25 protein-coding genes are annotated in these 25,304 nt (G+C 40.0%); 13 read left to right on the top strand and 12 right to left on the bottom strand.

Features of this window, described 5'->3' with window-relative positions; genetic code table 11:
* Positions 1-36: 36 nt before the first annotated feature.
* The 6 genes from ML462_RS05205 to ML462_RS05180 form a co-directional block, all read right to left on the bottom strand.
* Complete coding sequence (locus ML462_RS05205) at positions 37-585, bottom strand: CopD family protein (protein WP_240712690.1); 549 nt, start codon at positions 583-585, stop codon at positions 37-39.
* Positions 585-3,686, bottom strand: coding sequence for a VPS10 domain-containing protein (locus ML462_RS05200; protein ID WP_240712689.1), 3,102 nt, complete (start codon positions 3,684-3,686; stop codon positions 585-587). Before ML462_RS05200 ends, ML462_RS05205 begins: the two co-directional genes overlap by 1 nt.
* Positions 3,687-3,744: 58 nt before the next feature.
* On the bottom strand, positions 3,745-5,085 hold the full coding sequence (locus tag ML462_RS05195) for an MATE family efflux transporter (RefSeq protein ID WP_240712688.1): 1,341 nt from the start codon (positions 5,083-5,085) through the stop codon (positions 3,745-3,747).
* The gene (gene hemH, locus ML462_RS05190; protein ID WP_240712687.1) at positions 5,085-6,119 is read right to left on the bottom strand and encodes a ferrochelatase; all 1,035 of its coding nucleotides are present in this window, start codon (positions 6,117-6,119) and stop codon (positions 5,085-5,087) included. The genes ML462_RS05195 and hemH overlap by 1 nt, the downstream gene beginning before the upstream one ends.
* Positions 6,120-6,205: 86 nt before the next feature.
* Complete coding sequence (locus ML462_RS05185; protein WP_240712686.1) at positions 6,206-6,916, bottom strand: ThuA domain-containing protein; 711 nt, start codon at positions 6,914-6,916, stop codon at positions 6,206-6,208.
* 5 nt (positions 6,917-6,921) lie between these two features.
* The gene (locus ML462_RS05180) at positions 6,922-7,812 is read right to left on the bottom strand and encodes an AraC family transcriptional regulator (RefSeq protein WP_240712685.1); all 891 of its coding nucleotides are present in this window, start codon (positions 7,810-7,812) and stop codon (positions 6,922-6,924) included.
* Positions 7,813-8,014: 202 nt separating this feature from the next.
* On the opposite strand from ML462_RS05180, the gene hemA reads away from it, so the two are divergent.
* The 13 genes from hemA (at position 8,015) to ML462_RS05115 (ending at position 19,363) form a co-directional block, all read left to right on the top strand.
* Complete coding sequence (hemA, locus tag ML462_RS05175) at positions 8,015-9,271, top strand: glutamyl-tRNA reductase (protein WP_240712684.1); 1,257 nt, start codon at positions 8,015-8,017, stop codon at positions 9,269-9,271.
* A complete protein-coding gene (gene hemC / locus ML462_RS05170) occupies positions 9,268-10,185 on the top strand; it encodes a hydroxymethylbilane synthase (RefSeq protein WP_240712683.1) in 918 nt (305 codons plus the stop codon). The genes hemA and hemC overlap by 4 nt, the downstream gene beginning before the upstream one ends.
* 3 nt (positions 10,186-10,188) lie before the next feature.
* A complete protein-coding gene (locus ML462_RS05165) occupies positions 10,189-10,866 on the top strand; it encodes a uroporphyrinogen-III synthase (RefSeq protein ID WP_240712682.1) in 678 nt (225 codons plus the stop codon).
* On the top strand, positions 10,853-11,878 hold the full coding sequence (gene hemE / locus ML462_RS05160) for a uroporphyrinogen decarboxylase (RefSeq protein WP_240712681.1): 1,026 nt from the start codon (positions 10,853-10,855) through the stop codon (positions 11,876-11,878). Before ML462_RS05165 ends, hemE begins: the two co-directional genes overlap by 14 nt.
* Positions 11,879-11,884: 6 nt before the next feature.
* A complete protein-coding gene (gene hemF, locus ML462_RS05155; RefSeq protein WP_240712927.1) occupies positions 11,885-12,787 on the top strand; it encodes an oxygen-dependent coproporphyrinogen oxidase in 903 nt (300 codons plus the stop codon).
* Positions 12,788-12,828: 41 nt separating this feature from the next.
* The gene (locus ML462_RS05150) at positions 12,829-13,767 is read left to right on the top strand and encodes a DUF4421 domain-containing protein (protein WP_240712680.1); all 939 of its coding nucleotides are present in this window, start codon (positions 12,829-12,831) and stop codon (positions 13,765-13,767) included.
* Positions 13,768-13,771: 4 nt separating this feature from the next.
* Positions 13,772-14,764, top strand: a complete 993-nt coding sequence (gene hemB / locus ML462_RS05145) for a porphobilinogen synthase (RefSeq protein ID WP_240712679.1) — start codon at positions 13,772-13,774, stop codon at positions 14,762-14,764.
* The gene (locus tag ML462_RS05140; RefSeq protein ID WP_240712678.1) at positions 14,764-15,276 is read left to right on the top strand and encodes a DinB family protein; all 513 of its coding nucleotides are present in this window, start codon (positions 14,764-14,766) and stop codon (positions 15,274-15,276) included. Before hemB ends, ML462_RS05140 begins: the two co-directional genes overlap by 1 nt.
* Before the next feature lie 119 nt (positions 15,277-15,395).
* Positions 15,396-16,526, top strand: coding sequence for a CNNM domain-containing protein (locus tag ML462_RS05135; protein WP_240712677.1), 1,131 nt, complete (start codon positions 15,396-15,398; stop codon positions 16,524-16,526).
* Positions 16,507-16,980, top strand: a complete 474-nt coding sequence (locus ML462_RS05130; RefSeq protein ID WP_240712676.1) for a methylated-DNA--[protein]-cysteine S-methyltransferase — start codon at positions 16,507-16,509, stop codon at positions 16,978-16,980. The genes ML462_RS05135 and ML462_RS05130 overlap by 20 nt, the downstream gene beginning before the upstream one ends.
* A gap of 76 nt (positions 16,981-17,056) precedes the next feature.
* Positions 17,057-18,205 (top strand): serine hydrolase domain-containing protein, encoded by a 1,149-nt coding sequence (locus ML462_RS05125; RefSeq protein WP_240712675.1) that lies wholly within the window; start codon positions 17,057-17,059, stop codon positions 18,203-18,205.
* A complete protein-coding gene (locus ML462_RS05120; protein WP_240712674.1) occupies positions 18,195-18,908 on the top strand; it encodes a 3'-5' exonuclease in 714 nt (237 codons plus the stop codon). The genes ML462_RS05125 and ML462_RS05120 overlap by 11 nt, the downstream gene beginning before the upstream one ends.
* A 95-nt stretch (positions 18,909-19,003) precedes the next feature.
* Positions 19,004-19,363 (top strand): DUF6616 family protein, encoded by a 360-nt coding sequence (locus ML462_RS05115; RefSeq protein WP_240712673.1) that lies wholly within the window; start codon positions 19,004-19,006, stop codon positions 19,361-19,363.
* A 35-nt stretch (positions 19,364-19,398) separates the two neighbouring features.
* On the opposite strand, the gene ML462_RS05110 is transcribed toward ML462_RS05115, so the two are convergent.
* From ML462_RS05110 to ML462_RS05085, 6 genes are all read right to left on the bottom strand, one after another.
* Positions 19,399-20,055 (bottom strand): CoA transferase subunit B, encoded by a 657-nt coding sequence (locus ML462_RS05110; protein ID WP_240712672.1) that lies wholly within the window; start codon positions 20,053-20,055, stop codon positions 19,399-19,401.
* A 34-nt stretch (positions 20,056-20,089) separates the two neighbouring features.
* Positions 20,090-20,446: a four helix bundle protein gene (locus ML462_RS05105; protein WP_240712671.1), complete on the bottom strand. Its 357-nt coding sequence runs from the start codon at positions 20,444-20,446 to the stop codon at positions 20,090-20,092.
* A gap of 28 nt (positions 20,447-20,474) precedes the next feature.
* Positions 20,475-21,173, bottom strand: coding sequence for a CoA transferase subunit A (locus ML462_RS05100; protein ID WP_240712670.1), 699 nt, complete (start codon positions 21,171-21,173; stop codon positions 20,475-20,477).
* A gap of 107 nt (positions 21,174-21,280) precedes the next feature.
* Positions 21,281-23,602 carry a penicillin-binding protein 1A gene (locus ML462_RS05095; protein WP_240712669.1) on the bottom strand — a complete coding sequence of 774 codons (2,322 nt, stop codon included), beginning with the start codon at positions 23,600-23,602 and terminating at the stop codon, positions 21,281-21,283.
* Between the two features lie 14 nt (positions 23,603-23,616).
* Positions 23,617-24,105, bottom strand: a complete 489-nt coding sequence (locus tag ML462_RS05090) for a gliding motility lipoprotein GldH (protein WP_240712668.1) — start codon at positions 24,103-24,105, stop codon at positions 23,617-23,619.
* The gene (locus ML462_RS05085; protein ID WP_240712667.1) at positions 24,098-25,270 is read right to left on the bottom strand and encodes a PSP1 domain-containing protein; all 1,173 of its coding nucleotides are present in this window, start codon (positions 25,268-25,270) and stop codon (positions 24,098-24,100) included. The genes ML462_RS05090 and ML462_RS05085 overlap by 8 nt, the downstream gene beginning before the upstream one ends.
* Positions 25,271-25,304 lie beyond the last annotated feature (34 nt).

The following is a 25,304-nucleotide window of genomic DNA, read 5'->3' as shown; positions in this document are numbered from 1 at the left end:
GCAGCTTGCCTCAATTGTAACAATTATCACACCATTTCAGGCATCTGGATTTTTTGCTCTAATTCTTTTATAAATTCTTATTCCCAGCATCAACATTATAGCCAGAATAAAAATACCAGTTACACCGTAGATCCAGTTAATCGCATCCCTTACGATCACCAGGAAAATGACTGAAAAAAGGATAAGAGTTGAACCCTCGTTCCACAATCTCATCTGGTTGGAAGTCCATTTTACCACATCATTCTGAAGCTCTTTAAAAATCAAATGACATTTAAAATGATATGCATAAAGCAATACTACAAATCCCAATTTCACATGCATCCAGGGCTGTTGAAGCCATTCCGGGATCATAAGTAAAAGGATAAATGCAAAAGTACTAGCCAGAATAGCCGAAGGCCAGGTTATGATAAACCATAATCTTTTAGCCATTAACTTGAGTTGCCGGGTTAAGATGCCTTTTTCAGGTTCTTCCTTATCATAGGCTTCGATCTGATAAATAAATAGCCTGGGAATGTAAAACAAACCGGCAAACCAGGTGATCACGAATATTAAGTGTAGTGCTTTTATATAATTGTAATATTCCATTATTTTTCAGCCTCTACGAATAAATAATTAAGATCCATTTCGTTGAATTCCTTATTGAATTGTTTCACCTCCTCGTCCAGAAGTCTGTCAAACTTCTCCAGTTCAGAATTTATTTTTGCGGTGAGCATATTTTTAACCTCTATATCCTGAGTCGTAGGAGGGAAATCGTCCATTCCAACCAGACTATTCAAATGAGCCAGTTTATTTGTAAGTTTTATTGGGAAATTTAAAGGATCCTGGTTACTCCTGTTCTTGGTTTGGTAAAGAGCGTTTTCGATTTCAGACAATTCTTCGCTTAATTTTTCAGCTCTCTCTAATAGAGGTTTCACCTCAGCATTCCCTTTATATTGCTTTTGAAAATCATCAAGCTGAGTCTCGATATTTCTCATTTTCCGGATGGACTTATGAGCCCTGTCCACAGTTTGGTTCACACTGCTAATGAAATCATATTGCTTCTGCATTCCTGAAACATCGGTCTCAGCATTAGCATCTGGTAGAATTTTGAAGTTTTCGGTAAGCACCTCATCGTCTATTTCCAGAACAACCTTATAATCTCCAGGAACAGCCTGCGGAGCTTCTAAACTTGCCCACCAGAGGATCATTCCATCAAGCTTTTCAGCAGCCTTACCGCGCATCTTCCAGTTATGCATATTGGCACCTTCTTTCACCTCCAGTTTATTCTTCTCATCATTCGTACTAAATTTCTGAATGGTGTCGTTAGAACTATTCAGGTAACTGATAATTACTTTTTTATCTTCAATATCGTTCAGATAAAAATAAGTTACCACCCCTGAAGGATGATTCTTCCCCGCTGTTAAGGATTCAGATGAACTACCATCCATTCGGTAGCTATCTTTAGGTTTGAATAGCATACTGGAACTATCATCAACATCCTCCAATTGATGAATTAAAGTAAGGTCATCAAGGATCCAGAGACTTCTCCCCTGAGTAGCAACAATAAGATTATTTTCTTTTATAGCCAGATCTGTAATAGGAACGATGGGTAAATTTAGCTGAAATGGTTTCCAGTTAGCTCCATCATTATATGAAATATACATTCCGGTTTCTGTTCCGGCATAAAGCAAACCTTTCTTTACAGGATCTTCTCTTAAGACCCTGGTGAAATGTTCTGGAGAAATTCCATTTGTGATCAACCTCCAGGAATTTCCATAATCTGTGGTCTTGTAAAGATAAGGCTTGAAATCTCCAAGTTTATATCTTGTTCCGGCAACATAAGCAGTGGCTTCATCATAGGAAGATGGTTCAATGCTATTGATCATCATCCACTCCGGCATCCCTTTAGGAGTGATATTCTCCCAGTTTTCACCTCCATCTTTTGATATATGGATTAGACCATCATCACTACCGGTCCATAAAATTCCGGGGGTTACCGGAGATTCAGCCGCGGCGAAAATTGTACTGTAATATTCCACCGAAGTATTATCCTGGGTTATTGGCCCTCCGGAAGATCTTTGCTTTGATTTATCATTCCTGGTAAGATCTGGACTTATCTCTTCCCAGCTTTCACCTTCATTGGTGGTTAGGTGCAAATGATTAGAAGCTGTATATAATTTATCCGGATCATGCGGGGAGAAGAAAATAGGAAAATTCCACTGAAACCTGTATTTCAGATCTTCGGCACCATGACCCATTGGATTGTCTGGCCATACACTAATACTTCTCACCGTTCTGGTTTCATGATTGTATCTAGTTAGAAAACCATCATAACTACCTCCATAGACGATATCATCATTTTCAGGATCTACGGCAATATGTGCGCTTTCTCCACCGGCAGTTGGCTCCCAGTCATTTTCACTGATACTGCCTCCCTCGGTTCTGTGCCTTATTCTAACCGTAGAATTATCCTGTTGAGCAGCATAGATCCGGTAAGGAAATGCATTATCTGTCGTAACCCGGTAAAACTGTGAGGTAGGTTGATTATGGTAAGTGCTCCAGGTCTCACCGCCATCATAGGTCACCTGTGCACCACCATCATCCCCCATGATCATACGCTGCGGATTTTCAGGAGATATCCAGAGATCATGATGGTCACCATGTGGAGCCCTATCCGATTTAAAAGTCTTCCCTCCATCGGTACTTTTATGATAATTCACATTCAGCACGTAGACCACATCCTCATCTTTTGAATCGGCGTAGATACGTGTATAATACCAGGCTCTTTGTCTCAGGTTCCTGTCATCATTTATATGATCCCAGGTTTCTCCACCATCTTCACTTCTATACACCCCTCCTTTTTCCTTATTTTCAACAATGGCCCAAACGCGGTCACTATTCGCAGGAGAAACAGTTACTCCTATAATTCCCAAAGTATCTTGTGGAAAGCCTTTGTTTTTAGAGATCTCTTTCCAACTTTCTCCGCTATCGGTACTTTTCCACAAAGCTGAACCTTCGCCTCCACTACTTAAACTATACGGAGTTCTTTGGACGTTCCAGGTAGAGGCATAGAGAATTCGCGGGTTGTTGGGATCCATGATAAGATCCACCGCACCCGATTGAGAATTCGAAAACAGCACTTTTTCCCAGTTCTTTCCACCATCGGTAGATTTAAAAACACCCCTATTATCGGTAGGTTTATAAATATTCCCAAGAACAGCCGCATAAACCGTATTATAATCATCGGGGTGGGTTACGATCCTGGGAACATGCCTGCTTTTTTCAAGTCCGGCACTGGTCCAGGTTTTTCCGGCGTCCTCAGATTTCCAAATTCCGTAACCTGAAGAAACATTTCCTCTAACGGTCTTTTCTCCTCCTCCAACATAAATAACATTATGATCGTTTTTGGCTACCTCAATGGCTCCAATCGAACCTCCGAAATATCCATCAGAAATATTTTCCCAACTTCTTCCACCATTTTCCGTCTTCCAAACTCCTCCTCCGGTAGCTCCAAAATAAAAAAGATTCGGTTCTCCGGGAACCCCAGTAACGGCCGCACTTCTTCCTCCCCGGAAAGGACCTATTAAACGATATTCAAGCGCCTCGTAATATTTTTCATCCGGGTTCTGAGCTGAAGTCTTTTCAATAAAAATTCCATTGAATAACAAGCATAGAATAACACTTGCCTGAAGTAGATTTTTGTTCATTTTATTCCTGGTTAGATAGGTTTTAAAGATAAGGATTTAAGCGAATTTCCAAGTAGCCTTATTTCAGGGTTTTCACAACCTCCCGATTCAGGAAGTATGCAGTAATTATAGTAGAAAGAAGATCGGCGATGGGAAATGATATCCATACTCCCAATTCCCCGAAATAATTCGGCAAAATGAGGATCAACGGAATGAATATGAATCCCTGCCTGGATAAGGTTAGCAAAAAAGCCGGAACCGCCTTTCCGATCGCCTGAAAATAGGCTGCTCCAATCAACTGTATGGTAACTATTGGAATCGCAGCAAAGACCCAACGCATGGCAGAAGGTGTTTGTTCTATAATAGAGGCTTCACTTGTAAAAATCTGGACGATCTCTGGTGCAAAAAACATAATTCCCAGGAAGATCAATAAGCCCATAAAACTGGAGTATAAAATTGCAGTATTGATACTCTTCCGAACTCTTGGATACTTGCCGGCGCCGTAATTGAATCCCGCAATAGGCAGAAATCCCTGGGTAACTCCAAGTACCGGGAAAAGGGCGAACATAAGCATCCTGGCAATGATCGCATAAACGGTTACCGATTCCTCACCGCCTAAATCGAAAAGTATATTATTCATTAAAAGATAAGTGACACTCACCACCGCCTGTCTGGCTAGGGTCACAGCTCCAAGGGAGGATATTTCCTTAAGAATAGGAATATCAAGTCTGAAATGAGCAAAACTGATCTTTAATTCTGAATTTTTTGAAAGGAAGAACCAGATGATATATCCAAGACACAAAACGTAAGACGCGGTTGTGGCGAATGCTGCACCTTCCATCCCCATATCCAGTTGGTTAATTAGAATAAAATCCAGAATAAGATTCCCTACTGAAGGAATGATCATGGCGATCATGGCGAACCTGGGTTTACCTTCCGCCCTTATCACATTATTCCCCATCATGGCTAGCGCAAGAAAAGGTACTCCGCACAGAACAATGATATAGTAGATCTTGGCCGGATCGAATATTTCACCCTTTCCTCCAAAGGCGGGAATAAGACTATCTACAAAAATAAGTCCAGGTATCACCAGCAAGGTTGAAAGTAAGATGGTGAGAGTGATCTGGTTTCCGAAAGTTTTTAAAGCCTTTATCTGATCCTCTGCTCCCAAGGCACGTGAAATGATCGAAGAACCACCTATCCCTATGGCCATACCTAGCGCGGCTATAAAGAAAGAAACCGGAAGTACCACATTAATGGCTGCAATTGCGATAGGACCAATCCAGTTACCAACAAAAATGGTATCTACCAGGATATTAAGTGACATTACGAGAATCCCGATAGATGCCGGTACGGCTTGCTGAATTAACAGCTTACCAATGGGCTTTTCGCCCAGCTCTTTAGAATTCCGAACGGCCATCAGGCCTCAACCGGCTTTTGATGAGCCCATTCGTCTATCCACCTGGAAAGTACTTTCACCCATTCTTCCCGGTCATTAAGACAAGGTACAACGGTAAAATTTTTCCCTCCAACTTCATGGAAGATCTCTTCACCTTCCATCGCGATCTCTTCTAGTGTTTCCAGACAATCTGAAACGAATGCCGGAGTTACGATCGCCAGCTTCTTCATTCCCTGTTTTCCAAATCTTTCGATAGTCCTGTCGGTATAAGGTTTTAACCATGGATCAAATCCAAGCCTGGACTGGAAAGAAACACTGTAAGTATTTGGTTTTAAACCAAGGTACTCTGCAACAAGGCGAGTAGTTTCAAAACACTGGTGACGATAACAGAATTGGTGTGCAGTAGAGTCTGACTGGCAACACGACCCATCTATTTTGCAATGTGAATTAGTGATATCGCTTTTCCTTATGTGTCTTTCCGGCACTCCATGATAGGAGAACAACAGATGTTCATATTCCACATCTTTAAGAGTTTCTGCGATACTGTTTCCAAGCGTTCGAATATAATCCTGATGATTGTAAAAAGGCGGAACTGTTGTGAAGCTCATTTCAGGAAAATGCTCCTTCCTTAATTCTTCGGCCAGCACCAGAATGGTTTCTGTAGTAGCCATAGCAAATTGTGGGTAAAGCGGAAAAAGCAAAACCTCATCCACTCCCTGATCATGCAATTCATGAAGCCCCTGCTTGATGCTCGGAGTCCCGTAACGCATGGCCAGGGAAATTGGTACAGAAGTATTATGGTCTATTTTAGATTGTAATCTTTTGGAAAGGACAATAAGCGGTGAACCTTCGTCCCACCAGATCTTCTGGTAAGCTTCAGCCGATTTTTTTGGTCTGGTATTCAGAATTATTCCCTTTACCAGCAAGGTTCTCGCCCAGTAAGGAACATCGATCACCCGCTCATCCATAAGGAATTCTCCAAGGTATTTTTTAACGTCTTTAGGATCTGTGCTGTCTGGAGAACCCAGGTTGACCATCAATACGCCTTTACTCATAATTTTTCTTTTTCAAATCTAAAATAGTACTCTGTATAATTTCAACCGCTCCATTTTAATTGGAGTTTTCTATGGTCTTATAATTTTCAGCCTGAAACTGCGAAGCTAATACATCTGCTTAAGTGTTCCAGAAAATTTGACTCTGAATATGATTCTATGGTATGACCCAGACCAGTGTAAACCGCCTTACCTCCGGCAATATAATTTTGATACCAGGCAATAGGATGAAAATTACCATTTTTACCACCTTCGTAAGAATCTTCATTTAAACTCAACAATACATTCAGGCCTTTATTAATATTCTTATAATTATACCATTCATCTGTCCTCTCCCAATTGCGGGGTAAGTGTTCAACTGTAACATGATCGGGCATTTCAACGATTATTTCAGCCTGCTGAACTTCCGGGTGACCATCGAAGTAAGCTCCTACCAGGTCTCCATACCATTTCCAGTCATATTCGGTGTCGGCAGCGGAATGTATTCCAAAGAAATTGCCGCCATTATCCATATAATTCTGAAATTGCATTTGCTCCTCGGGATTCAGAATATCCCCGGTGGTATTCAAAAAAATGATTAGATCGTACTGATCAAGATCATTTTCAAGAAAAAACCTGCTGTCCCTGCTCACTACGGTCTGAAAATTATCTTGTCTACCCAGTTGCTGCAAAGCCTGTATACCCGCCTCAATGGAATCATGTACAAATCCATCAGTCTCACAAAATATCAGGACTTTGGTTTGGGAATTAGTAGAATTCAAAGCAAATATCGTGAATAACAGGGTGAAGAATAGTCGCATAAGGATCAGTTTACTGATAGTGTATATTTTTTGGGAGTTGTTCCAAATTTCTTTTTGAAGCCAGCGATAAAATGACTTGCGGTGCTGTAACCCACCTTCAATCCCACTTCATTCACATTATATTCACCGGTTTCCAGCAATTTACGTGCATATTCCATTTTGTAATCGAATAGAAAACTGTACACAGAATCTCCATAGATCTGCTTAAAACCTTCCTTTAGTTTTTTCAGGCTCAATCCTATTTCATCTGAAAGTTCCTGAAGAGAAGGTGGCTCGGCCATCCTGGCAATCACAATATCCTTAGCTCTTCTTATCTTTTTTATATTCTCTTCGTCACTTAAAAAAGGACATTGTTCCAGATCGGGATTTTCAGCTTTATTGAAATAGAGGCTTAGCAATTCAAACGCTTTAGCCTTAAAATACAAATTTTTGATGCTAGGCGTTAGGTTGAAATTCATTAACTGATTCAGCACCACCGCCATGGAAGGCGAAACTGGCGCATCCTTGTAATACTTCTTATCCTTGTTATCTGAGCTTAAAAAGGTGATATAATCTGCTTCCTGAGAGAACAGGGCATGAAATTTTTTGATAGAGATCACCAGGGATATCAACCAGGATTCAGCCTCTAGTGAAACATTCAATGGAAGGTCCCTTTGCGGGTTATAAAGCAATAATGAGTTTTCCTCTGAAAGCGGTAATTCATAATTACCATTATTAAAGAGAAATTTACTCTTTCCTTTTACATTAAAGTGAAACTGTATAAAACTATTATCTATTTCCCTGGACATCAGTTGAGAATCACCGGTGTCATTTTGAAACTTTAAGATAAAAAAACCATCTTCAATCTTAATTTCTTCAGAGATACTTACAGCGTTATTTTTTAAGTGATCTTCCATAGGATAAAATTTTCATTTATTTAGAATCAATCTAAACTAATTGCTCTAAACCCACTATGATTACTGCAAAAGTATGGCATTTTAAGCTTTTCAGTCCTAATTTCATGATAATTATCATCTATCGACACATTTAGTGCTTCCAGCGTTACTTTTTCAATTAAGCATATATTAATTTTGCTGCCGTGTCCACCTAAACAGATACATGGAAGATTATCACATTTCTACAGGAAAACACTTTTATACCATTGGATTAAGCTATAAGAAGGCTGATGCTGAGATCAGAGGCCATTTTAGCCTTACCGAAGAATCTAAACAGAGACTTCTTGAACAGGCTAAAATGGAAGGAATTGATGGTATTCTGGTGACTTCCACCTGTAACCGAACCGAGATTTACGGTTTCGCCCAACATCCATTTCAGCTTATAAAATTGCTTTGTGAACACACTCACGGAACGGTTGAGGAGTTCGAAAAAGTTGCTTACGTATATAAAAACAAACAGGCAATTTCGCATATTTTCAAGGTTGGAACTGGCCTGGATAGCCAGATCCTGGGAGATTTTGAAATTATAAGTCAGTTAAAAGTAGCTTTTATCAGGTCTAAAAAACTTGGTCTGGTAAACGCCTTTTTCGAGCGATTGGTGAATGCCGTAATTCAGGCCAGCAAACGCATAAAGAATGAAACCGAGATCTCCAGTGGAGCGACGTCTGTTTCTTTTGCTTCTGTACAATATATCCTAAACCATATTGAAAACATTTCAGAAAAGAACATCCTTCTTTTCGGAACCGGTAAAATTGGAAGAAATACCTGTGAGAACCTGGTAAAACATACGGGTAACAACCATATTACCCTTATAAATCGTACCAAGAACAAAGCTGAAAGAATCGCAGGTAAATTCAATCTTATCGTTAAGGATTATGCCGATCTACAGGCGGAAATAAGAAATAGCGACATTCTTATTGTAGCTACCGGTGCGCATAACCCTACGATCTCAAAGGAGCTTATTTATCCGAAAAAAGAGCTTCTCATCCTTGATCTTTCTATCCCAAAGAATGTTTCAGATGACGTTCATGAACTGGAAAATGTAAAACTTATCCACCTGGACCATCTGTCGCAAATGACCGATGAGACCCTGGAAAGACGTAAACAGTTCATTCCGCAGGCGAAAAAGATAATCGCAGAAGTTGAGGGAGATTTTAATCAATGGCTGGAGACTAGAAAGTTTGCACCTACCATCAAGGCTTTAAAAATGAAGCTGAAAATGATGAAAGACGCCGAACTGGATTTTCAGCGTAAAAAAATAACTGACTTTAATGATGAACAGGCAGAGATCATAAGCAACAGGATCATTCAGAAGATCATGAAACACTTTGCCAATCATTTAAAGGAAGACAGCGAAACCACTGATGAGAGCCTGGAACTTATCCAAAAGGTATTTCAGTTAGAAGAAGTTAGGAAATGAGCAAAACCATAAGAATTGGAACCCGCGACAGCGAATTAGCGCTATGGCAGGCAAAGACGGTTCAAAATGCTCTGGAAAGTACTGGACACAAAACCGAACTTGTTCCGGTAAAATCTACCGGCGACCTCAATCTTGATCAGCCATTATACGAAATGGGCATTACAGGAATCTTTACAAAAACCCTGGATGTGGCCATGATCAAAGGAGAGGTAGATATTGCCGTTCATTCCATGAAAGACGTCCCCACGGCCCTTCCAAAAGGAATTGTAGAAGGCGCCATCATGAAAAGAGCAAGCAATAAGGACATCCTTATACACAAAGGAATTGAGTTTCTCGAAAACGGACAAGGTACTATTGCTACAGGTAGCCTGAGAAGAAAAGCTCAGTGGTTACATAAATATCCAGATCATAAAGTCGTAGACCTGCGTGGGAATGTAAATACACGTCTGCAGAAATTGGATGATAATGAATGGAATGGGGCTATTTTCGCTGCTGCCGGACTGGAAAGAATTGAGATAAAACCTGAAAATTTCATTGACCTCAACTGGATGATCCCTGCCCCGGCTCAGGGCGCCATGCTTATCGTAGCTATGGAAAATGACGAGTATAGCCGTGAAGCATTAAGCCTTTTAAACCATAAGAATTCAGAGACTTGCGTGCATATAGAACGTGAATTCCTTAGAGTGCTGGAAGGTGGTTGTACCGCTCCTATTGGAGGCCTAGCAAGAATAGTTGATAATAATGTACATTTTAAGGGTGCCCTCTTCAGCCTTGATGGGAATAAGAAAATAGAAGTAGAAAGGTCACTTCCGCTTGAGGAATCGAATCAAATGGGGCATGAATGCGCCATTCAAATTTTAGAGAACGGCGGAAGGGATTTAATGCGGGAAATCAAGGCAGTTTTAAACAATTGAGTTATGGCCACTGTTCTATCCACAAAAAAGCTGGCTCTTAATCAAAAGGAGCTATTGCTCAACAGCGGAATAGGACTGGTGGAATATGATGCCATTTCAATTATTTTCCATGCTTTAAATTTTAAAACCAAGAAAATTGAAAACGCTATTTTCACCAGCAAGAACGCTTTAAAATCAATCTGTAAGGAGGAGATAGCAATTGAAAATTGTTTTTGTGTAGGAGAGAAAACCTCAGCTTTTGCAAGATCTTGTGGCATGAACGTAAAAGAATCAGCTAACAACGCAAAGGAACTGGCCTTAAAAATTACCGAACAACATAGCAATAAAGAATTTCACTTTTTCAGCGGAAATAAACGCAGAGATGAACTTCCTGAAATATTAAAAGAGAATAATATAAACTACAAAGAGACCCAGGTTTATAAAACTGAGTTAAATACTAAAAGATTTCATTCAGATTTTGATGGAATCCTTTTCTTTAGCCCTAGCGGAGTTCAAAGTTTTACCGTAGATAATATTCTAAACACCTCTGCTTTTTGCATTGGTGAAACTACTGCAAATGAAGCTTTAAAACATACTGAAAATGTGATCGTGGCTTCAAAACCCAGCATCGAGAATGTGATCACCAAAGTGGTCTCGAAATTTAAGAACGAAAAAAACACCTCAGGATATGATCAAAAATGACCTGTTTTTAAAAGCATTAAAAGGCGAATCTGTAGAACGTCCACCGGTTTGGATGATGAGACAGGCAGGAAGATACCTGCCAGATTTCATGAAATTAAAGGAAAAATACGACTTCTTTACCCGTTGCAGAACCCCGGAACTGGCTACAGAGATCACAGTAATGCCTATCAGGCAGATAGGCCCGGATGCGGCGATACTTTTTAGTGATATCCTGGTGGTACCACAGGCGATGAACATAGATGTGGAAATGAAGCCAGGTGTAGGGCCATGGTTGCCTAATCCGGTAAATACTGCCAAAAAGGTGAATGACGTGATCGTTCCTGATGTAAATGAGGAACTGGACTATGTTTTTGATGCTATTAAACTTACTAAACAGGAACTCAATGATGAAGTTCCGTTAATAGGTTTTGCGGGTTCTCCATGGACCATTCTTTGTTATTGTGTGCAAGGGCAGGGTTCAAAAACTTTTGACAAAGCCAAGAGATTTTGCTTTATGGAACCTATGGCTGCGCATGTTCTGCTTCAGAAGATCACAGACACTACCATCGCTTACCTGAAGGAAAAAGTAAAAGCTGGAGTAGATGCCATACAATTGTTCGATTCCTGGGGTGGACTTTTGGAACCTAAAGATTACCAGGAGTTTTCCTGGAAATATATGCAGCAGATCATCGACGCCCTTAAAGATGAGGTGCCTGTGATCGCCTATGGAAAAGGTTGCTGGTTTGCCTTAAAAGAAATGTCTCAATCTGGTGCTTCAGCTCTGGGTGTTGACTGGACCTGTGAGGCCAGAAATGCCCGGTATCTCAGTGGTGGGCAGATCACCCTTCAGGGTAACTTTGATCCGGCCAGGCTATATTCAAAACCTATAGAGATAAGGTACATGGTTCATGATATGATCAAAGCTTTCGGGAAAGACAGGTATATCGCAAACCTGGGTCATGGCATCTTGCCAGATATTCCTGTAGATAACGCCAAAGCTTTTGTGGATGCGGTTAAAGAATACCGGGAATAAAATATGATGAAGGTAAAGTTCTATAGCTACATAAAAAATCTTCAGGACAGTATCACTTCCAAGCTGGAAGAGATCGATGGAAAAGCGAAATTCCAGGAAGATATCTGGAAGAGAAAGGAAGGTGGCGGCGGAAGAACAAGAGTTATCGAAAACGGGGCAGTATTCGAAAAAGGTGGTGTGAACATTTCAGCCGTTTTTGGTCCATTAGCCCCGGCTATGCAAAAATATTTCAAGGTTGGAGATGTAGATTTCTTTGCCTGCGGACTCAGCCTGGTTCTTCATCCAAAAAATCCAATGGTACCAACAGTTCATGCGAACTGGAGATATTTTGAGATGTATGATAAAGACGGAACAGTAATAGACCAGTGGTTTGGAGGCGGCCAGGATCTTACGCCTTATTATCTCTTCGAGGAAGATGCAAGGCATTTTCACCAGGTATGCAAAAATGCCTGTACACCCCATGGTTTTTCGCTTTATACCGAATATAAAAAGAAATGTGATGAATATTTCTGGAATTCCCATCGTGACGAAGGCAGGGGAATCGGCGGTCTGTTCTTCGATTATCTAAAAGGCGACAGCCATATGAAGATTGAAGACTGGTATGATTTTGTGACCAACGTCGGGAATTCTTTTCTGGACGCCTATGTGCCTATCGTGGAAAAAAGAAAAGCATTATCTTATACTCCAGATAACCGAACCTGGCAGGAAATAAGAAGAGGCCGCTATGTGGAGTTCAATCTGGTTCACGATAAAGGAACTTTATTCGGGTTGAAGACCAATGGCAGGATTGAAAGTATCCTGATGAGTTTACCACCACATGTACAGTGGGTGTATGATCATCATCCGGAAGCAGGTAGTCCTGAAGCTAAATTACTGGAGGTTCTAAGAACACCAAAATCATGGGTATAAAAAATCCTTTTTTCATATGCTTTTGGATTATTAGCTCAACATTGGTCGCTCAGGAATCAGTTCAGGATTCCCTACAGCAAGAGCAATACATTCAAAAGTTTCCAGACAAAATAACGGGTAGACTTTTTTATATCAATACTTATAATTCATTCGAATTTAGCAGCAGACAAACAGAGGAGACTGTATCCTTAACTCCAAATAAGCAAAATAAGATAGGGGCTAAAGTTTCTTTTAGAGGGCTTAGCCTTTCCTATTCCTTCGCCCCAGATTTTATGGCCGAAAATAAGGATAATGACGACTCGAGGCTGTTCAATATTGGGCTTAGAGGCTACTTCGGGAATTGGATGCAAAACCTGGAATTGTACAGCGAAAAAGGCTTTTATGTTGAAAATGATATGAACCAGGTTTATTTACCCCGAACCAAATCCTTCAAAATTGGAGGTAGCACAGGTTATATTTTCAACCAGAATTTCTCGTTCAGGGCAATTACCAACCAGGATGAGAAACAATTAAGGAGTGCCGGCACTTTTCTTCCGCAGCTAATATATTACTATACCAATTATAAAATTCGTGGTACTGGAGGTGGTGGCCAGGAGATCGATGAAAAATATCATTCTGTAGACATCGCGATCTCTCCCGGGTATTATTATAACTGGGTCCCCACTATAAACCTCCTCCTTTCAGCCGGAGGTTCAGCTGGGATTGGAGTAAACTTTTCCGATGGCTCCGATTCGGAAAGCCTGACTTCTATGTTGTATGATCTAAATTTCAGGGGAGCCATTAATTATGACTTTTCAGATTTTTATGCCGGGGCCCAGTACAGTTACCTCATTTTAAATCATAATACAGATAGAAGTACTTATACAGAAGATAATATTCCATATTTTCAGGCCTTTATAGGTTACAGGTTTGATGCTCCGAAAAAAGTATTGGACATTTCAGACGATGTCAACGAAAAAATTGATTCAATAAAAAATTAAACACATGTTTCCATTAAGGAGAAATCGCAGACTTAGAACGAACGAATCTATACGCGCCATGGTTAGAGAAACCATCCTCTCACCTAATGATTTTATTGTTCCGCTATTTATAGTTGAAGGAAAAAATGTAAAGGAAGAAATTGCTTCCATGCCAGGATACTATCGCTACAGCCTTGACCTTATTGAAAAAGAAGTCCGGCAGTTATGGAGTCTTGGCTTAAAATCGGTGTTGCTTTTTGTTAAGGTTGATGAAAAACTGAAAGACAATGCCGGAACTGAAGCCATCAACCCGGAAGGATTGATGCAACGAGCAGTAAAAACCATTAAGAATGCAGTGCCTGAAATGATCGTAATGACCGATGTAGCCCTAGATCCATATTCCAAATTTGGTCATGACGGGATCATTGATAAAGGCAAAGTTCTTAACGATGATACCTCAGCGGTACTGGCAGAAATGTCTCTTTCTCACGCTAAAGCCGGAGCCGATTTTGTTGCTCCCAGCGATATGATGGACGGTCGTATCTTTGAAATTAGAAGCCTGCTGGAAGATGAAGGATTTCATCATACGGGAATCATGAGCTATTCAGCCAAATATGCTTCTGCATTTTACGGTCCGTTTCGTGATGCTTTGGACTCTGCGCCAGTAGACGCACAGGACATTCCCAAAGATAAAAAGACTTACCAGATGGACCCTTCTAATCGTGAAGAGGCCATAAGGGAAACCATGATGGACATAGATGAAGGCGCAGATATTGTGATGGTTAAACCAGGCCTTTGTTACCTGGATATCGTAAGAGATATTAAAAATGTGGTGAACGTGCCAGTTTCGGTTTACCAGGTAAGCGGAGAATACGCCATGATAAAAGCTGCTTCAGAAAAAGGATGGCTGGATCATGATGCCGTGTTGCTGGAACAACTAACCGCCATTAAACGAGCAGGAGCAGATATGATAGCATCTTATTTCGCCAGGGATGCTGTAAAACTAATCTCTCAGTAATGAAGAAAATTGCTTTCTTATTGATCCTTCTTTTTTCAAGCTTCAACACATTTTCACAAGATTCAGATTATATAAACGCTTTTCTGAAAAAGTGGGATAACTCCAGGGATTACCTGCTTGAAATTGCGAAAGCCATGCCTGAAGAAAAATATTCCTATAAACCTACGGAAAGACAGATGAGTTTTTCTCAACAATTAGCGCACATAAACAGGAATATGACCTGGATACATTCAGATTATTTCCTTGAAAAGAAAATTTCAGAAAAAAGATCTTTTCCAGAGAGTAAAGAGGAAATTATTGCCCGTTTAACCGAATCCTTTGATAAGATCAGCGAAAGTGTAAGCTCTTTAGATGAAAAAGATCTCAAGGTAAAAGCCGATTTCTTTTCGGGGGAAATGAGTAAAATGCAATTGCTTAATTTAATGCAGGATCATGTTTCTCATCACCGAGGACAATTGATAGTATATTTGAATTTAAATAGTATAGAACCGCCGGCATACCGAGGCTGGTAACTTAAAAACACAAAAGCCTTCTCCTAAAAACAGAAGGCTTTTTTTGGCTTTTATCATTTCTTTTAAAAATTTTGTTCTAAGAATCTATAAATTAGCCAATCTAACAGCTAATAAAGCATATGGGCTTATTAATCCTTTTTGCCGTTTTGTCGATCTTCTTTTCTTTTATGTGTTCCATTCTGGAAGCGGCTCTACTAAGTATCACTCCGTCCTACATAAAGATCAAAAAAAAGGAAGGAAAACAATATGCAAATATACTTGCGAGCCTGAAGCAAGATATAGACAAACCTTTGATCGCCATATTAACCATTAATACCATCTCACATACTGTAGGTGCTATCCTGGTAGGAGTTCAGGCTGAAAAGACTTTTGGTGATGGCGGTAATTCTGTTGGTATAGTATCCGCTGTAATGACCTTAGCAATTTTGATCCTTTCTGAAATCATTCCAAAAACCATTGGAGCCACTTACTGGCAATCCCTGGGGAATTTCACGGCGAAATCTCTTCAACTCATGATATTCCCATTAAAATACACGGGTATTCTATGGCTGCTAATGTTAACCACCAAACTAATTGGGAAATCTGCTCACGTAAGTAGTATGAGTCGTGAGGAATTTGCGGCAATTACTGATGCGGCTGAAGAGGAAGGTGTTTTTGAAGAAAGCGAAACCACGGTAATTAAGAACCTGCTGGTTTTCAAATCTGTAGAAGCAAAAGATGTGATGACGCCATTTTCGGTAGCAATTACCGAAGATGAAAGCCTTACATTGAAAGAATTTCATCAGACTCATAAAAATCTGAAGTTCTCTCGAATCCCGGTTTATGAAGGCAGGTCCAACAATATTTCAGGTTTTATCCTTAAAGACGATGTTCTCGAAGAGGTTATTGATGAAAAAGGTCACCAGGCGCTTAGTGAGATCAAACGAGATATACTTGTAACCAAGGACAATACCCCAATTCCCGAACTATTCGAAATTTTCGTTCAGAAAAGGGCTCATATTTCCATGATCGTGGATGAATATGGTAATGTAACCGGGATCGTCACCATGGAAGATATAATCGAAACCCTGCTAGGCCTCGAGATCATGGACGAAAGTGATAGTGTTGAAGATATGCAGATGCTGGCTAGGAAGAACTGGGAACGCAGAGCTAAAAGGCTGGGACTTATTCAACGAAAACAGGATCAGGAGTCCGGTGAAGGCGATCAAACAGAGGAAAAAGAGGAAAAAAGTGAAGAAAGTAAGAATTAAAACACCTCTGGGAATTGCTGAAATTTGTGGAAATTCAGAGGGTATTTCTTCAATAAAAGTTCTTGATGATGAGCAATCAACTTCTACCGATATTCCGGAAGAACTGGCATTAGCAGTTAAGCAAATGCAGGATTACTTTACCGGAGAACTTCAAAATTTCGACCTGAAGCTTAATCCTGAAGGAACTGCGTTTCAGAAACGGGTATGGGATCATTTACAAAAGATACCTTTTGGAAAAACCACCTCCTACCTGCAGCTCTCAAAAGATTTAGGAGACGAAAAAGCCATTCGAGCGGTAGCCTCGGCTAATGGAAAAAATCCATTATGGATCGTTGTCCCCTGTCACCGGGTAATTGGCAGTGATGGTTCCCTAACAGGTTATGCCGGAGGATTACATCGAAAAAAATGGCTTCTGGAACACGAAAACCCTCCGCTTCAACAAAGCCTTTTCTGAAAATATAGTATTTTAGGTTGCAGATGATCCCTTTGAAAGTATCAGAATAAGGGACAAATCGATAAAATTGAGATAAATGAAAAAGCTTTTCAGGGCAATTCTATTAATTGCCGGGGTTTTACTTTTTGCTTCACTCATCCTTTACATCTTTGGATACGGATATATCTTTAAAGGAATTTCCACTACATACTTTACGGGCCACAAAACAGCCTTTATAGACGACTATTCATATTTCAACAACCATGTTATTCAAAATGCTGATAAAGTCCAGGAATGGCCCTTAGATGAAGAATATAATCTGGTTAAGGCGACATCAAAACTGGACAGCCTGAACAAGGAGCTGGAAACAGCAGCTTTTCTCATTATCAAGAATGACAGTATTTGGTTCGAAAAATATTACAACGATTATGACGAGAGGTCGAAAACAAATTCATTTTCGATGGCAAAAAGCATAGTATCAGCCCTTCTATTTAAAGCGATACAGGATGGATTTATCGAAAACATCAATCAGCCTGTAGCCGACTTTTTTCCAGGTTTTGATCCCAGGCTAAGTGTGGGCGACCTTTCTTCTATGGCATCGGGCCTTAACTGGAACGAAAATTATTATAATCCTTTTGCTTCCACTGCAAGGGCCTATTTTGGTGATGATATAAGGGAACAGGTGCTTGAATTAAAGGTTATCGAAAAGCCAGGCGAAGAATTTAAATACCTAAGCGGGAATACCCAGTTACTGGGAATGGTAATTGAAAAAGCAACTGGAAAAAGCCTTAGCAATTACCTAAGTGATAGCTTCTGGAAATCTTTAGGGATGAACGATGACGCTCTATGGCAAATAGACAGCGAAGAATCTGAAATGGCAAAGGCCTACTGCTGTATTTCCAGCAATGCCCGTAATTTTGCCAAATTTGGCAAATTATTCATCAATTACGGAAAATGGAACAATCAACAGATCCTGGATTCAGCATATATCGCTAAGGCTACAAATCCACGATTCGAAAAGACTCCCTATTACGGATACGGGTTCTGGCTAAGTGATCATAGGGATAAGGAAATTTTCTACATGAGAGGTATTTTAGGCCAGTACGTTATAATGATTCCTGAAGATGAACTGGTGATTATTAGACTTGGTCGAAAATTAATTCGAAAGGAAAAAGACGATAAACACTACCAGGATTTTTATATGTATATTGATGAGACTTACAAAATGTTGAATCATGCTTCATAAATTAAACCTGGAAAATATTCTTTTTCTGGATATTGAAACTGTGCCCGAATTCAGGAATTATTCTGAATTGAGCGACGACAAGAAAATCCTCTGGGAAGAAAAATCTAAGTACCAAAGGAAAGACGAATTTACGGCTGAAGAGTTTTATGAAAGGGCGGGTATCTGGAGTGAATTTGGCAAGATCGTTTGTATCTCTGCAGGGTTTTTCAATTTCAAAAGCGGCAGCAGAAAATTTCGAGTTACCAGTTTTAAAGGAGAAGAAGAAAAAATACTAAAAGATTTTACCAATTTGTTGGATGAATATTTCTTTCAGCCCTATCATTTACTTTGCGCCCATAATGGTAAGGAATTCGACTTTCCTTATATCGCCAGAAGGATGCTTATTCACAATCTTCGCCTACCTTCAAAATTAGATCTGTTCGGTAAAAAGCCCTGGGAAGTCCCTCATCTGGACACTCTCGAATTATGGAAATTCGGCGATTATAAACATTATACTTCGCTAAAATTACTCACCCATGTGCTTGGTATCCCTTCACCTAAAGAAGATATAGATGGCTCTATGGTTAGAGAAGTCTATTATGAAAATGGTGAAATAGACAGGATCGTTGAATACTGCGAAAGAGACGTTATTGCGATAGCACAGGTTCTTTTACGACTTAGACAGGAGCCACTGCTAAGCGAAACAGAAATAGTTTCAGTCTAAAAACTTAAAAAGCTTTCGAATTCGAACTATTCAGGCTAGCATTCCAGTATATAAATGTTTAACTTTAATTTATTGAAAATCAAAATATTAAAATTATGTATTTATATATCGAAATGTGGAACGTCACCACTAAATGGATGAAATTAAGCAAGGAAGAAAGAAAAAGTCTGATGAAAAATATGCACCAACGAATTAATAATATGAAGGCAAGTGGTGTTGAGAACCTGGGTTGGGCCAGAAATGACGAATTCACTCCTTACCGAAGTGATTACAGGTACATGACCGTTTGGAAAATGCCTTCTATAGAGGAAGTGAAGGTGCTTGAATCAAACCTGGAAAATGTGGGCTGGTACCGTTATTTTTCACAGGCCAATTCTAGAGGGCAGCTTATCACCCAGGAAGATGCTATCGAGTTTCTTATAGATATTCAGGAGAACTCTACCTCTTTTGCCTAAATAAAAAAAGCCGGATCTCGAGACCCGGCTTCTTTTTAACCTAATTTCATTTCAGGAATATCACCTTCTACTATAAGTTTTCCTTCTGTAGCTTTTTCGATTTCCTCTACACTAACTCCCGGTGCCCTTTCAAGTAGTTTGAAACCATCATCGGTCACCTCGATAACCGCCAGGTTGGTAACAATCTTTGTAACACAGCCAACCCCAGTTAAAGGCAGGGAACATTTCTTAAGAAGTTTCGAGGCACCAGCCTTATTGGTATGCATCATAGCTACAATAATATTCTCTGCCGAAGCCACAAGATCCATCGCTCCACCCATTCCTTTTACCATCTTCCCAGGAATTTTCCAGTTGGCGATATCACCGTTTTCAGCAACTTCCATGGCTCCTAATATAGTTAGGTCTACATGCTGCCCTCTAATCATTCCAAAGCTGGTAGCGGAGTCAAAGAAGCTAGCTCCCGGTAAGGCTGTAATGGTTTGCTTCCCGGCATTAATAAGGTCGGCATCTTCTTCTCCTTCAAAAGGAAAGGGTCCCATTCCAAGGATACCGTTCTCACTTTGAAATTCCACCTCGATATCATCACGTACAAAATTGGCCACCAGGGTAGGTATTCCAATTCCCAGGTTCACATAATACCCATCCTTAACTTCTTTTGCTATTCGCTGTGCTATTCCGTTTTTATCTAGCATAATTTTTCAATTTAATAATGAAGCAATGAATCAATTATTTCTTCAGGTTATTTTTGCTGGTACTCACAATTTTATAAAGTATCAATCCTAGTTCGTCAAGCTTTAATTTTAAGCTATTTTCAAAAGGATAACTTTTCGATTTCTCGCAAAGGGTCATCCAGTACTTAGTTTCCTCAAGTTCCTTTAAAGCTATTTTGATTTTATGGATAAAATCCAATTTACTCTCTGAATTTTGAGCCTCATGAACATTTGCACCTATAATTGTACCTGAACGTAAAAGCTGGTCTGCAATCACATATTTCTTTTCACTTTTCAGGGCTTCACAGAAATTTATGAGCTCCAGTGAAAAATCAATGGATTTCTCCAGAACAATATTCTTTCTAGATTCCATTGATTAATTGATTCATTTATTAATTGGTTTATTTAGAACGAACCGTTCTCTGCTCAATTCTTTTCTCGTAATCCTTACCCTGGAATATTCGCTGTACAAAGATTCCCGGAATATGGATCTGGTTAGGATCTAATTCCCCAGGTTCAACGAGTTCCTCAACCTCAGCAACAGTGATTTTTGCAGAACCGCACATTACCGGATTAAAATTCCTGGCAGTTCCTTTAAAGATCAAGTTACCGGCCTTATCACCTTTCCAGGCTTTAACAAAGGCAAAATCGGCCTTAAACGCTTTTTCAAGTACATACATTTTTCCATCAAAATCACGGGTTTCTTTTCCAAGGGAAACTTCAGTACCGTAACCAGCTGGTGTATAGATAGCAGGAAAACCCTGTTGAGCGGCCTGGCATCTGGCAGCTAGAGTTCCCTGCGGAATAAGCTCTACTTCAAGCTCACCGCTAAGCATTTGTTTTTCAAAAATGGCATTTTCCCCCACATAGGAAGAAACCATTTTATCGATCTGTTTTTTGTGAAGTAATTGTCCTAAACCAAAGTCGTCTACCCCGGCATTATTAGAAATACAGGTAAGGTTTTTTACATTGAGACGAACAAGTTCAGAAATCGCATTCTCCGGGATTCCGCATAAACCGAAACCACCAAGCATGAACGTCATTCCGTCCTTAACCCCATCAACAGCTTCCTGTACGTTATCAACTGTTTTTATGATCATTTTTTCAGAATTTTAACCGAAAATACGAAAATAAAAATGTGGTTACAATGCTATTTGCCGACTTCCTTAATTTATTAAAGAAAACCTTTTATTTTATTGAGAAATAATTAAAAATCAAGTTCATCAGGAACAGAATTATCAGTTTTTCTGGCAGCACCATATTCGTGACAATTCACCTGGATACTCAAATTTTCAGGCCTTTCAAAGGCCTCTTTAGACACCTTAAGGTCTTCGTTGGCATAAACGTCTTTCATATACATTCCCCAGATTGGCAGGGCCATAGTAGCCCCCTGCCCGTAGGTAATTCCTGGGAAATGGACTGATCTGTCCTCGGCACCAACCCAAACCCCAGTGGCAAGATCTGGTACCATTCCAATGAACCACCCGTCACTCTGGTTTTGTGTAGTTCCAGTTTTACCGGCAATCGGGTTTTTGAAATCATAAGGATAACCTGTAACTGCTCTTTCATAATCTTTACGTCCCTTAGCCCATGTTCCTCTAAGCCTTACTCCTGAACCAGATTGGGTAACACCCTCCAGAAGATTAACAGTAACATAAGCAGCTTCTTTACTAAGTACGTCCCTGGTTTCAGGAACATGCTGATATAGAACTGTTCCATTCTTATCTTCGATCCTGTTCACGATAATAGGCTTTACATAAACGCCTTGATTTGCAAAGGTGCTAAAAGCTGATACCATCTCGAAAAGACTGATATCTGGCGTTCCTAAAGCGATTGATGGTACTTCAGGAATATTGGATACATCCACACCAAGTTTTTCAACAAGATTTATTACTGGCTTAGGTCCGGTCTTATCTATTAATCTAGCTGTAACAGTATTTATAGATTGGGCCAGGGCATCTTTTAAAGATACCATCCCTTCATAATCTTTTGGATCATTGGCTCCCGCATTTTTTGGAGACCAGTCATTTTGATTTCCATGCTTACCAGCTTCTATTGTAAATCTTGATTTTGGTAATGTATCACAAGGTGAGAACTTAAGCTGATCTATAGCCGTGGCATAAACGAAAGGTTTAAAGGTAGATCCTACCTGTCTCTTCCCTTGCTTCACGTGATCATACTTAAAATGTTTAAAATTGGTACCACCAACCCATGCTTTCACCTCTCCGGTTTGAGGAACCATAGACATCATCCCTGCCTGTAAGAATGATTTATAATATAAAATGGAGTCATGAGGAGTCATCACTGTATCTATCGTTCCATTCCAGCTAAATACTCTCATTTCGGCTTCCTTGGTAAAGGATTCCCTTATCTCTTTTTCAGATTTACCCTCATCTTTCATTTTTCTCCATCTTTCGGATCTTTTCATGGCACTTTCTACCAGGCTTTCTTTCTCACTATTATCGATATCCCTGAAAGGTGCAGTTGGATTATTTTCATTCTGGCGATCAAATTCCTTCTGGAGATGCGAGATATGTTTGGTCACAGCTTCTTCAGCATATTCCTGCATTTTCGAATCAATACTGGTATAGATCTTTAATCCGTCGCGGTAAAGACTGTATTCACTTCCGTCAGGTTTCGGATTTTTATCAATCCAGTCTTTCATGAATCCTTGTAAATAAGCTCTGAAATAAGTGGCCATTCCCTCGTCGTGCCCTTCCGGGGTGAACTCGATCTTCATTGGTAATTTCTGAAGAGAATCCATTTCGGTTTCTGAAATAAAACCATTACGATTCATCTGCTCGAAAACCTGATTTCTTCTGGATTTAACCAGTTCCGGTCTTCTCATTGGGTTGTATAAAGCCGAATTTTTAAGCATTCCTACCAATACGGCAGATTCCTCGATCTTCAGTTCCCTTGGTTCTTTATCAAAATATATTTTTGAAGCTGAACGTATACCAACCGCCTGGTATACAAAATCATACTTATTGAAGTACATGGTAATGATCTCTTCCTTAGTGTACTGGCGTTCTAGCCTGGTGGAGATCACCCACTCCTTCACCTTTTGAAATACACGCTGAATATTATTCTGAGCCACATCTTCAGTAAACAACTGCTTTGCCAGCTGCTGGGTAATTGTACTGGCGCCTCCACGAGTTCCTAAAAATACGGCAGCACGAACGGTTCCTTTGGCGTCGATCCCGGCATGCTGATAAAACCTTTCATCCTCTGTTGCCACTAAAGCCTGTACCAAATGATCTGGAAGATCTTCATATTTGATCGGGGTCCTGTTTTCACTATAATATTTACCAAGAGTCTCTCCATCTGCAGAAAATATCTCGGTAGCAAGGTTGGTTTCAGGGTTTTCAAGTTCCTCAAAGGTTGGCATTTTCCCAAATGCTCCCCAACCGGCCAGTAAAAATATGATCACGGCAACAAGAATGCCTATTCCGAAAAGAGTCCAGAAACCAACTATATATTTTCGATTGCTATGAGCAGGTTTTTTTGATTTTTTTGTTGTGCGGGCCATTTATATCACAAAAATTAATTATCGCTATTTTCTATTCGGAAGCCTACATCGGTAATACCTTCCAATTCCTCAATTCCATTTACTTCACCATTCTTACGCATTGCCTGTTGAATGGTTACTCTGTATTTACCAGACTCCTCGAATTTTACATTCTCTTTATACCAGAGCTTGCTTTCTTTCACGTCACCAAAACCCGTGCCGAGCCATTCTCCATTGGGTTTGGTCATTTCGTATTCTAATGTATCACTAATCACTTTTCCTTGCGGGAATTTTATCTCCGTTATCAGGAACAGGTTACTGTATTTATAATCCTTGTTATTCCTAACGTTTAAGAATAGATCGTAAACCTTTGAAGAGTCTATATTCTCAAGCTCGAAAGTCACTACAGAATCCTTATGCCAGCCATTTAAAGACTCGTATTCATCAAAGACTCTATTACGATCACAAGATGAAAATGCCAGGATTGCTGAAGCCAAAAGGGAAAAGAAAAAAGCACTACGCATTTTTAGATCTTGAAGAATTTCCTTTACGTTTTTTTCTTTTTTTATTCCTTCTCTTCCGCTGCTGTTTAGGTTTATCAAAACGTGTTAAACTATCTTCACCAACGGCATTATTAAATCCTTTAGAATCATTTTCCTCCAGCTGCAATTCAACTTCATATTCTTCAAGACTTCCAACGCTTTCATTCTTTTTATTCTTGGCTATGATCTTGTTGGCCTGCTCTGGTGTGAGCTTGTGCCAATTCATCCATTCTCCTTCATAAGCATACCAAAGAAGCCCCTTGAAAATATCAATTTTCTGACATACTGCCGTTCCTTTCTTGGTCTTTAGTTTAACGTCGGTTTTTGGAAAAGATTTTAAAGCTTCGAGATAAGTATCCAATTCGTAGTTTAAACAGCACTTTAGTTTACCACACTGCCCGGCAAGTTTCTGAGGATTCAATGATAACTGCTGATACCTAGCTGCAGAAGTACTTACCGATCTAAAATCTGTAAGCCATGTAGAACAGCAAAGTTCTCTTCCGCAGGAACCAATTCCACCAAGCCTCGCGGCTTCCTGGCGAAGACCTATCTGGCGCATCTCGATACGTGTATTGAATTCCCTTGCGAATTCCTTGATCAATTGTCGGAAATCTACCCTGTCTTCAGCAGTATAATAGAAGGTGGCTTTAGATCCATCTCCCTGAAACTCTACATCGCTGATCTTCATACTCAGATTTAGCCTGATGGCAATCTGCCTGGATCGTTGCTGAATCTTTGCTTCCCTATCCCTGGCCTCCTGCCACACATCGATATCTTTTTGTGAGGCTTTCCGGTAAATCTTAAGTACTTCTCCTGAATTTGGATCTTCCTTTTTCTTTTTCATCTGAACTCTTACCAGTTCCCCGGTAAGACTCACCATCCCTACATCGTGACCCGGACTAGCCTCTGTAGCCACCACGTCTCCAATGCTAAGACTTAGATTTTCAGTATTCTTGAAGAAATGTTTGCGGCCGTTTTTAAAACGGACTTCCACGAAATCGAAGGGTTCTACACCTCCCGGAAGAGACATGTTAGAGAGCCAATCGAAAACGGTAAGTTTATTACATCCGTCGGTTCCACAAGTTCCATTGTTCTTACATCCTTTCGGCTGACCGTCTTTCCCGGTCGAGCAACTGCTGCAAGCCATATATTATATCTATTGAGGAAGTTACTTCCAGGCG

The organism is Christiangramia lutea (assembly GCF_022489035.1).
Lineage (GTDB): Bacteria > Bacteroidota > Bacteroidia > Flavobacteriales > Flavobacteriaceae > Christiangramia > Christiangramia lutea.
The sequence above is the reverse complement of the archived record's forward strand: the minus strand, read 5'-3'. Positions and strand labels throughout refer to the sequence as shown.